2 protein-coding genes are annotated in these 12,133 nt (G+C 39.2%); both read right to left on the minus strand.

Annotated features, from left to right (window positions below; translation table 11 throughout):
- Positions 1–19 precede the first annotated feature (19 nt).
- Entirely contained in the window at positions 20–6,193 is a 6,174-nt protein-coding gene (locus tag FJR77_RS03390; protein ID WP_140860048.1) for an SIALI-17 repeat-containing surface protein, read from the minus strand.
- A 41-nt stretch (positions 6,194–6,234) separates the two neighbouring features.
- The gene (locus FJR77_RS03395) at positions 6,235–12,003 is read right to left on the minus strand and encodes a ZmpA/ZmpB/ZmpC family metallo-endopeptidase (RefSeq protein WP_140860051.1); all 5,769 of its coding nucleotides are present in this window, start codon (positions 12,001–12,003) and stop codon (positions 6,235–6,237) included.
- Between the last annotated feature and the right edge of the window lie 130 nt (positions 12,004–12,133).

A 12,133-nucleotide genomic window follows, 5' to 3' on the forward strand; every position in this document is an offset into this window, starting at 1 on the left:
ATCAAAAAACTTGTCCCCTTTATATTTTAAACAACGGATTTAAGAAACCGTCTGTGTTTTGTAACAACTTCTTGTAAACTTTCCACTTGAGACCTTCGGTATGCTTGAAACCACCTTCTTTCAAGTCTTTCTCAACAGCAGTGTTAAATAAGTCTTGGAGTTGAGCATAAGTTGAAATTTTAGAACCGTCTACTTCAATCTCAACAAAGCCTTTCTGTGCTTTCGCATACACTTCATGATACCAATGTTTCTTCCACTCTTCGAGGTTTTGGAATTGATTATTAGAAACTTTCTTGATAATGAAATCATCACCTAAAAGCCCTTTATTTTCTCTGTTGGCATCACCTTTTAACTTGTTAGAAACATAAGGGATAAAGCCATTTTCATAACCATAGTAACCCCACATACGGAAAGTATTGTGTTTAAAGGAAATAGAACCTACGGTGCTTCGACTCGTATTCCCGCCAAAGATACCTGCCATCATATTGACAGTTTGATAAGCACTATCAAAACCTTCCGTACGGAAGCGACCGTTATTTGGCATACCATGAAGAGTTACAAAGTTATTATCTACCAACTTGTCAATGCTATCAATTGGTAATTTCTTCTCTTCTTCCGTCAAGTCACGCAATTTGTCCCACTGGTGTGGTTCTCCAATTAAACGATTTCTATCCGCATTGGTGCGCCACTCTTTATCCATCTTCTTGAACCACTTAGAGTTATCAGATAACTTTTGATTAATAACAGCAGTAGCTTCTAAGTAATCCAACATCATCATAGACTCATTGTAGTTTTTCATATAACTATCAATCTTGTCTCGACTGTCTAACTTAGCTGGGTCATAGTTATAAAGTTGCTCTCCATCATTTTTACGCTCATAAGCCATATTGATACCGAGCGCACCATATTCACTATTTGGAGTAGACTTATCAGGAGTTTGTAACATACCTTGAGCGAAGGCTTCTAAATCAGTACCTTCACGGTGTCTATGACCTCCGTAGTAAACCATTCTATCGTTAACGTGAGTCGTTTCATGGGTAAAGGCTGAAATACCAAAGTCGTCTAACATTTTCGTAACCATGAAATATACTTGATCGTCTTTATACGGGTCGCCATAAATCTTAGCCATCGCCCCCATAGCGCCATTTACTTGATGCCAACGATCAGTCGGGCCGAATAGCTCACGAATAGGAGATACCACTGCACCACCTCGTCCATAACCTTGACGATTTGCATCGGGAATGCCGTCATACCACTGACTGTCCCACACAGGAGTCGGTACCATATTTTGACTCTTAAGGAGTTTATCACGTACACTCGGAAGAGCTAAACGAGACCAAAAGTCTAGGTATCTTTGTTGTGCTTTTGCTACTAAATTAATCTTAGGTTTTAAAGACTCTCTCGCTTCCTCTGTATTTTTACCATATCTCTCAAATGAACTATAAGCTAAAGTGTTATAGGTAGAAATCATAAATATATGAGCTTTCTTCAAATTGAGCAATGGTAAAATCATACGACCGTGAATATCATTATTTAAACCATCAAATACACGGTGACGCTTATCTTTAAAGACTTCTGTGCTTGTTTCAGGTTCTACTACATAAACGTTTTTCGCAGAATGAATAAACCAGTCATTCAAATCTTTATCTTCTGTAAATAAACGCATGTTATAGTCTAAGAAGCTACGTAAATCACCTTTACCAGTTGCACCAGCAATCACTTCTTTGTAAGCATCTTGTGTACGGTCACCTTTTAAGAAATGCTCTCTTGACCCAATTTGAATCAAACGATCTAATACACTTGGTGTCTTACCATAAAAGTCAGGTTTAAACATCATAATATCTTTGATACTCAAATCACCATATTTGATATCATAGTAACGATTAAGATAAGTCAGTCCCATCATAATTTTAGCTTTGTTATCTTCAACTTTCTTAAGTAAAGCACGCTCAACTACTTCCCCACCGTTTAACTGATGATCTTCATTTTCTAAAATCTGACTAACAAGTTTTTCTAAGTTTCCTTTTACTTCTTCAAAGCTTTCTTCGAAATACAAGCCTTTAATATACTCAGTTTTCTTATCTGGTGTGTTCTTCCAAGGTTTATCACGCTGATCCATCAAGCTACGAACTTCATCTGAAAGTAAGGTAACACTAGCTAACTTCTCTTTAATACCGCTTGCTAACTGGTTACGATTCTTCATAACCATATTTGGAGTATAGACAATGTTTTGACCTGCCACATCATACTCTTTTACTTGAGCTACTTTAGAGTCCGTTTTAGCAGTTACAGCTAACTCTTCTTTTGTACCATCAGCATAGTGAACCATAATCTTATCAATATCCGATAAATCAGTTACAAACTGCCCTGATTTCATACCCGTTACAGACAGAACGGTTTTCTTAACAAGATTGGACTCATCTGTTAGCTTATTCCCTTGGTTTACAATCCACTCTTTGTTATAAAATGGTTGCAATTTTTCCAAGTTTCGATAAGCTACTTCTCTTGTCTCTTTATAGTCCTGAATAGCTTTATAATCAGAATCTCTATCGATGATACGATTTAACTTGTTTACGACAGGATCTTGAATAGTAAAGGTGTTGGCTGTGATATTCATCTTAGCGATTTTAGCATCTGCTTCTTCTTGAGAGATACCAGTAATACGATTTGAATGTTTGTAGGAAGATAAACCACTTGCAACACCATTTACATAATTTACACGTTTGATATTATCTAATCCAAAATATTGGTCATTATCATTCAAGGCTGGTGAACCATAGACAATTTCACCATTATTTACTTTAAGCATTGTTACGACATCTTCAATGACACCCCAGTTAAAGTTGTTATGAATTACACCTCCACTTTCGCCATGCTGAATCAAATTCATAGTACCTTTTATTACAGCATTTCGGAGAAATCCTTTTTTACCTACTGTCATCGAGTCAATACCATGATCTAGTTTACCAATTAAACCACCATATTTAGATTTATTGGCACTAATCTTAGCATCAACGTAAGCTTTATCAACGTTACTTATCCAACTTTCGCTGACAAGTCCACCAGACCACCAGCCTTTATCTCCAAGACTGTTAATCTTGCCAATAAAAGCTACATTGCGCATATTAGCTTCGTCTAACTTATTGACAGCACCGGTTACATCGTTATTTCCTGTTACTGAACCTACTACTTTGATATTCTCAAGTGTAGACTTCTTAAACATATTACCAATAGGTGCAACTTTATCAGCCCAAGGCATGTTTATATTTACATTACCTAAGTTAAAGTTTTTGAGTGTAGCACCTTCAGCCTCATTAAACAAAGGTCTTTCTAAGTTATGAATCGTGTACTGATGATTCTCTACACTTGATAAAGTACCTCTAAACTTAGCCATAACATAAGCTTTACCTGCTGGCTTAACGTTAACTGCATTCAAATCTGCACCAAGTTTAAACTCACCAGTAGGATTTGCTTGCATGTCTTTTGCTAAATCATGGAAGTTGTAATAAACCTTATCCTCGGTAGCCCTCGGTTTTTCAAGATAATAAGTGTAAGTGTCTCTTAACTTACCGTCTTTATCACGTTGAACTAAGTCAGGTGCTTTTGCCGTTATCTTGTAAAGCTGCTTACCTTCCTCAATGACCTCTTCAATCTTATCAATTGCTAAACGAGTCACTTTGTTTTCTCTGGAGGTTACTTTTAAGTAATAGTTGTTAACATTACTTGGAAGAGAGGTTAAATGATTACTATCGCTTTCGACACCGCTTTCGTTTACTTGTACGAGACTGGTATTTGCAATATCTTTCAACTCAACTTTCTTTAAATCTAAGCGTAAAGGTTTATCTTCCAAAGTCGATACTTCTGCACCCTTACCTACATCATAAGTCATAGTGGTTGAAATCGTATAATCTTTGTAATAGTCTAAGTTCTCTAATACTTGAGATAAGTTATCGGTTTTTAAATCAAGCGTTTTTACAATTTTTCCACCTTCTTTGATAGTCGCTACAATGCGTGTAATTGTAGCATTGTCTTGATTTTCTAGATTGTAGTTAATTGTAGCAGACTTAGCTAAAACATCCTTAGATACAGTGGTCAGAGTCAAAACAGGAGCCGTTTTTTCTTTGGGCTTTTCTTTGGTACCTTTTACAAGAATTTCAGGCTTCATTTCTTTCAAAATAGTTACTGTTTCAACTGGGTCACTGATTTTTTTGCCATGTAACTCTTCATAGCTAGTAACAATTTGACGTTCGCCATCCTCACCAACTTGTTTAATAGAATCATCACCTATAAATTTGCTAGAATCAGATTCTTCTGTGATAGTTTTAGGAATAGTCTCTGTACGAATATCAGTATGTAAAGCAGGAAGCTCTTCTCTCTCTGGAGCAACGTCAGGAACTGTAGCTAGTGGATCGGTATACTCTGAGATTTCAATAACCGGCGGATCAATTAAGTTTCCTGTTTCATCTACTCCTGTTGTACCTACAGATTCCGTGTATTCTGACTTCTCGGACTTGGGTGCTTCTTCTGGAACTGTGCCTACCGGTTCAGTGTATGCTGGTTTTTCATGAACTTCTGGTTCCCCTTTGTCAGTCACAACTGCTTCGGGTAAGGCTGGCTGAACTTCTGGTTCCCCTTTGTCAGTCACAACTGCTTCTGGTAAGGCTGGTTGAACCTCAGGTTCCCCTTTGTCAGTCACAACTGCTTCGGGTAAGGTCGGTTGAACTTCAGGTTCTCCTTTTTCAGTCACAACAGCTTCGGGTAATGTCGGTTGAACTTCAGGTTCTCCTTTTTCAGTCACAACTGCTTCGGGTAAGGTCGGTTGAACTTCTGGTTCCCCTTTGTCAGTCACAACTGCTTCTGGTAAGGCTGGTTGAACCTCAGGTTCCCCTTTGTCAGTCACAACAGCTTCGGGTAAGGTCGGTTGAACTTCAGGTTCTCCTTTTTCAGTCACAACTGCTTCGGGTAATGTCGGTTGAACTTCAGGTTCTCCTTTTTCAGTCACAACTGCTTCGGGTAAGGTCGGTTGAACTTCAGGTTCTCCTTTTTCAGTCACAACTGCTTCGGGTAATGTCGGTTGAACTTCAGGTTCTCCTTTTTCAGTCACAACAGCTTCGGGTAATGTCGGTTGAACTTCAGGTTCTCCTTTTTCAGTCACAACAGCTTCGGGTAAGGCTGGTTGAACCTCAGGTTCTACCAGATTACCACCAACTGGTGCTGTATATTCTGGTTTCTCTGCTTTAGGTGCTTCATCAGGTACTGTGCCCACTGGTTTAGTGTATTCTGGTTTCTCTGCTTTAGGCGCTTCGTCAGGCACTGTACCCACAGGTTGAGTGTATTCTGGTTTCTCAGCCTTAGGCGCTTCGTCAGGCACTGTACCCACTGGTTGAGTGTACTCTGGTTTCTCAGCTTTAGGCGCTTCGTCAGGCACTGTGCCTATCGGTTCAGTATATTCTGGTTTTTCATGAACTTCAGGCTCAACCAGATTACCACCAACTAGTGCTGTATGTTCTGGTTTCTCTACCTTAGGAGCCTCATCTGGAACTGTACCTACTGGAGCAGTGTACTCTGGTTTTTCATGAACTTCGGGCTCAACCAGATTACCACCAACTGGTGCTGTATGTTCTGGTTTTTCTGCTTTAGGCGCTTCATTAGGGATACTTTGAATTTCAGATACTGGAACATTTTTTGTCCCCTCATTCTTATGTTGAATTTCTGAAATTGCATCATCATCAAGCGGTAAGTATCCAATATAACGATATCCAGCAATTTGAACTACTCCTTCATGACTTGGAGCTTTCAAAGGATTGCTTATATCGAGAGCTTGCATACTAGAAAGACTAATCAGTCCGATAGTAGTAACTAAGAACAAACTACTAACTTTTTTCTTTTTATGAACCAAAAGGACTAAACTACCAACAGCTAATAGACCTAAAGCTGTAAGCACAGAAGTCGATGAACCTGTCGCAGGAAGAGTTTCCTGCTGATAAATAAGAGCATAAGTTACCTCATTATCAGTAGGAATTCCTGCTTGAATCTTGCTTTGTTCTTCCTTTGTAAGAGCGCTTTTTTCAATGTAATGATAGGTAGAAGCATGAATGACTGACGGTGCGACCAAGATACTTCCGAGTAAAACTGAACCAACAATCCCACAGATTTTTCGGATTGAAAACCGTTCTTTTTTAAATAATGACAAGCGTAATCACCTTCTTTAATTTTATTTCCTAATAGTAAACACTATTTTTTATTTTCAAAAATTGAACTTCTAAAATCATCAGTTTGATTTAGATAGGCCTTAAACACTGCTCTCTTTAACTTATGAACTGCACTATCATATTCTGGATTATAGTTGTCCCAAGAATAACGATTCTCATCTGCATCCTTACGGACAGCTTCGTCCATTAATCGTTGCAGTTCTTCTACACTATGAATCGTCTTTCTTGCAAAACTTGCCCAAGATTTGGTTGGATCGTTGAAGGTCACCTTTTTCAAGTTTCCAAACTGACCCACCCGTTCTTGGTACATAGCTGTCTTAAATTCTGCCCAAGTTTTATACTTACCTTCAAATACCTTTTCCAAAACAAGATCATCTGTCACCAATCCTCGTTCTTTACCATAAAGATTGATAGTTTTCCCTTGTTGTTTAGCAATTTCCTCGTATTGGTTTGAGATATAAGGTACCATTCCATCCTTAAAACCTTTGGCAGCCAAAAGTTCATAAGCTATCCTACGTCCCATCAAATCACCCGGAGTTCCCTTACTGCTCAGAGCCGAATAGATTGGGGCAAAGAGTTTAATCGTATAGTAACCATTTCTTTCATATTCCCCAGACTTATATTCACGAGCTGACAAGATATTATTTTTAATTAAACTATCAAAGGTAGTCAATTTTTTGGCATCTTCTTCTGTCAGATTTTGTACAACGTTAGTAGCGTAAATCTCATTTCCATCTGCAGGATCTTTCACGTATTTATTCTCGATTTTTCTCAGAGCCGTCATTTTCTGATAAGCATCTAACTGTTTCACAATAGATTGCCCTTCGAGATATTCCAACATGTAAACGACATCAAACATATTGTGGACGTAGTTCTGAAGATCTGCTGCGTCATTAAATCTTGTAGTTGGATCAAGTACTTGCAATCGCTGGCCTTCTGTACTATCTGATGTTTTATGTTTCAAGATAGAGTTGATGGTAATGGTTGCATCACTTGGTTGATCAGGAGCTTGCAATAAGCCTTTTGCGAAGAACTCCGGTCCTAAGCCACTTCTTCGACCATAGCCACCAAGGTAAATATCCTGATCTGAATCATGTGTCATCTCATGGGTATAGGTGATAGCTCCATCCTTATCTAACATACGATAGGACATATAGTAAACGCCATCTCCAGTTGCATAAGCACCATGGTGATTGTGAACTACTTTATTCCCCACTGGACCAAAGAAATTCTTCATCGCCGGATTAGTACTATCAAACTGAGCCTCAACTGTAGCTTTTCCAGATGTTGTATCATCTCCAAACTTATAGGCATCATAAAGTAAAATTGTACGATAGAGCTTTTCACGTCCTTCTTTATCTAAAATACGATACCAATAATCATAGTGATCTCGCTGACGTTTGGCTGTTTCACGTGCATTATCTTCAACAAACTTATTGAGTTCATCTCCAGCCTTATAATCGCTGTTGCGGTAGCGATCGTAAGCGCCAAATCCTAGGCTAGACAAGGTTGAGATGACAAATACAGATCTTTCTGGCAAGGTGAGGAGAGGCAAGACCATATTGCGGTATTTCCAAGTACTACTAGTAATTCTGTCATAAACACCGATAGAATACTTAGTCCCTGCTTGCTCTTGCTTGGCTTTGACCTCTGCAATAGTGGATTTTTCTTCGACAATGAAAGCTTTGGTCTGTTTTTTAAACCAGTCATTATTGCTAGTGTTTGGTAAAAAGACTTTTCGGTAATTTTCTAGCGTGCTAAACAAATCTGTCGTTCCATGATGGCTGGAAAGACTGATAGCATAAGTATCGACATTGTTTTTAGCAAGAAGATTGTTAAAGCCAGATTTACCTAACTCAATCAGAGTATCTAATGGTGAAGTATTTCCTTTACCAAAGAAGTCTGGACGATACATCACCAGGTCTTTGACATTCACTTGACCATAGCTAAAGTTATACCAACGTTCTAAATAAGTTAAACCGAGTAGCAAGGCTTCCTTATTGTTCTTGATTTTATCTACAAGATAGCCTCTGGTAACTGGGGTGTCACCAGCAAGTCCAGCATCTGCTGATAAAAGTTTTTTCAAACTGTTTGCCAAATCTTGTTTTGTTTTGACGAACTGGTCTTCCAGATAGAGCTCAGTTTGCTTGACATCTGGAGAAATTCCGAGTGTCTTTCTGATGGCATCCGACTTATAGTCAACCTTTTGTAAGTCAGGTAAGACTTGCTTAATGATAGAGTCTTGGTCATACAAGAATTGATTTGGAGTGTAGAGGAGTCCTGTATCCCCTAAGCTATATTCTGCTAGCTTGGCAAAATCAGTCTGGTACTTGAGATCGAGCTTCTCAGATGAATGGTCCTGATAGTGAAGCAAGAGCTTATTTGCAGTCTGTTTGTTGGAAACAATATCTGTGATTACTTGGTCATCCTTCATCATAACTGCGGACAAGAGTTCTTTTTGATATAAGAGACTGTTCTCCTTGACCAGATTTCCGTATTTCACGATGGTCGACTTGTTATAGAAAGGTAACAATTTTTCAATGTTCTTATAAACCAAAGCACGCTTAGCTTGATAATGCTTCACCTTAGAAAAATCACTTTCTTTACTACCACTTGTTGAAAGGGGCTCCACTGTTGGAGGAGTGAGAGGATTGATTTCTGCTTTTTTATTCGTCACTTCAGAAGCATCTAGCATTGTTCCTCTTTCTTCAAAGGATTCTTTGCTGACGACTTCATCCCTAACCAAGGTGACATTGTATACTCTGTTCGCCTTGCTGCTGAATGTGTCCTTCACCTTCATTCCATTGTAGTGGTAACCGGTAATGGCATTCCCGTTGGTTACATTGACATCACTTAGTACATTGGTCAATCTTCCTGCATGCTGTTCCTCATTCGTCTTTCGATCCCACAAATATCCAGCCACACCCGCAACTCTACCAAAGTGCTTGACATTGTTGATATCACCTTCAGCATAGCTATCCTGTATATGCGCATCTTGGTCTACTAGACCTGCTAGCCCACCAACAGTCTGATCTGAACTATTGGTGTTGGATGAAATGGCTACTGTCGCTTTTGACTTAGTCAGTGAAGATTTGCTTCCTGTCAAATGACCGATCAGACCACCGATATTATAGGCAGCAGTTGTTTCATAGGTATTGACAATTCTTCCCTTGAAACTGCTCTCTGCGATGCTTGATTGGTCTGCCTTAGCAAGCAATCCACCGATACCACGTTCTCCAGCCAGAACACCATCGACATGAACTTGTTTAATCTTTGTGTTATTCTGAGCTTCATTTGCCAGTGAACCAATATCATTTTTCCCTGAAATAGCAACATTTTTTAGACTTAGTTTTTCTACTGTAGCACCACTCAAGTTTTCAAACAGAGGTTTTTTCAAATTATAGATAGCATACTTCTTACCATCTTTTTCTCCAATCAAATGACCAGTAAAGGTTCCCTTGATATAGGATTTATCATCAGGACCAAGCTCCACTTCGTTAGCATTCAGGCTAGCTGCTAAATGATAGGTTCCAGAGAGATTTTGGTTTATAGCTTTGACCAGATTACTAAAGGAAGTAAAGTTTGTATTTTCCTCTTTAGACTTCTTATCGAGGTAGAAGGTGAAATGGTCGACATATTTATTGTTCTGCTCTTGCTGGAGTTTCTCAGCCTTAGCTGTAATTTTATAAACTGGCTGACCATTTCTTTCCTCTTCAGTAATTGAAGCGACTGGTAGATAGACATCTTTAAATGCCGAAGATTTTACCTTGACAAAGTAATTATCCGTATTCTTTGGAATTCCATCCAATGAGATATGTTGTTTATAATTCCCATTCGTCTGGCTGTACAACTCAATATCCGAAACATTTCTTAATTCGAGTGTTTTTTCTGGATCTGTTTCTTTCGGCTTCTCAATCGGAGTTTCAGGTTTTAATTGCTCAATATTCCCCTTATATTCAGGAAGTGGATCTACCTGTTCCGGCTCACCTTTGTCAGTTACAACCGCTTCTGGTAACGCTGGGTGAATCTCTGGTTCGCCTTTGTCGGTTACTACAGCCTCTGGTAAGACGGGTTGGACTGCAGGTTCACCTTTGTCAGTTACTACAGCTTCGGGAAACTCTGGTTGAACTGCAGGCTCCCCTTTGTCGGTTACAACTGCTTCTGGTAACTCTGGCTGAACTGCAGGTTCACCTTTATCGGTTACAACAGCTTCTGGCAACTCTGGTTGAACTGCAGGCTCCCCTTTGTCGGTTACAACTGCTTCTGGTAATTCAGGTTGAACTTCCGACTCACCTTTGGCGCTTACAACTGCTTCTGGTAACGCAGGTTGGACTGCAGGCTCGCCTTTGTCACTTACTACAGCTTCTGGTAAGGCAGATTGGGTTGCAGGTTCCCCTTTATCGGTTATAACAGCTTCTGGCAACTCTGCTTGAACTGCAGGCTCCCCTTTGTCGGTTACAACTGCTTCTGGTAACTTTGGCTGAACTGCAGGTTCACCTTTGTCACTTACTACAGCCTCTGGTAAGACGGGTTGGACTGCAGGTTCACCTTTGTCAGTTACAACAGCTTCTGGCAACTCTGGTTGAACTGCAGGCTCCCCTTTGTCGGTTACAACTGCTTCTGGTAACGCAGGTTGGACTGCAGGCTCGCCTTTGTCACTTACTACAGCTTCTGGTAAGGCAGATTGGGTTGCAGGTTCCCCTTTATCGGTTATAACAGCTTCTGGCAACTCTGCTTGAACTGCAGGCTCCCCTTTGTCGGTTACAACTGCTTCTGGTAACTTTGGCTGAACTGCAGGTTCACCTTTGTCACTTACTACAGCCTCTGGTAAGACGGGTTGGACTGCAGGTTCACCTTTGTCAGTTACTACAGCTTCGGGAAACTCTGGTTGAACTGCAGGCTCCCCTTTGTCGGTTACAACTGCTTCTGGTAAGGCAGATTGGGTTGCAGGTTCGCCTTTTGCGCTTACAACGGCAGAATTTGAAGATTGTTTCTCTTCTTTTCTTGGATTGGTTAATTCTGCAGAGAGAGTTTTTTCAACTACTTGAACTTCTGTCGGCTTAGTTGAAGAAACAGATGTTTGTTCCTGCATAGCTTGTACTGTTGATGGATTCTCGACAAAATTCGGTGTAACACTATAATCCACCTTTTGTTGATTTTTAGGAGTAGCTACTGATTTCTCTTGATTACTTACTTTAGATTCAGAAGTTATGTTTCCCTCTTTGATATATCCAACATATCTGTAACCTGAAATATCTTTAGGAAGAGGTAATTTTTCTCCTGAGATTAATTCATAGTCAGTATTGTAATTCAGTAAGAGATTATTTTCTAAAGCATGAGCTGAAACTAAGACACCATTTCCTATTCCTGCAACCAATACTAAATGTAATACTGTTTTATTCTTAACTTTTTTCTTAGAAACGGCAAAAATTAAAATTCCCAGAGCTGCTAAGCTAGCACCAGCAACTAAGGCTTGCATCTCATTCTTGCTTCCAGTATTTGGCAATTCCCCCAATTGATTCTGGGAATTTAATTTATAAACAAGATAATAAGTCTCATCATCATTCTCCACGTATGTCGGAATATCATAGACAAGCTGCTTCTTTTCTTCTGATGATAGTTCTGACTCTGTCACATATTTATAGTGAACACCTTTAGTCTCTTGAGCTTCTACAGCTGAACTAGCTAATACAGACACAAAAAATAAACTTGAAATCGTTGCAGATACAAGTCCTACTGATAATTTTCTAAATGAAAAACGCTGCTGTTTTTCACCAAAATACTTTTCCATTATTCCTCCTTGAAATAAAATTTAAAAATATGTAAGGCAAACTTTATTATATTAGCTTGTTATCTTATAAAAAGGTAACATACTTTAATTATACTCTTAATTTACCAAAAAGTCTTAAAATTGCGTTACG

Origin of the sequence: Streptococcus shenyangsis (assembly GCF_006385785.1) — a bacterium.
In the GTDB taxonomy this organism is placed as follows: Bacteria; Bacillota; Bacilli; order Lactobacillales; family Streptococcaceae; genus Streptococcus; species Streptococcus shenyangsis.

Excerpts from the sequence above, each read along its gene's own strand:
- FJR77_RS03395 (WP_140860051.1), bottom strand. The coding sequence starts at position 12,003 with ATGGAAAAGTATTTTGGTGAAAAACAGCAGCGTTTTTCATTTAGAAAA.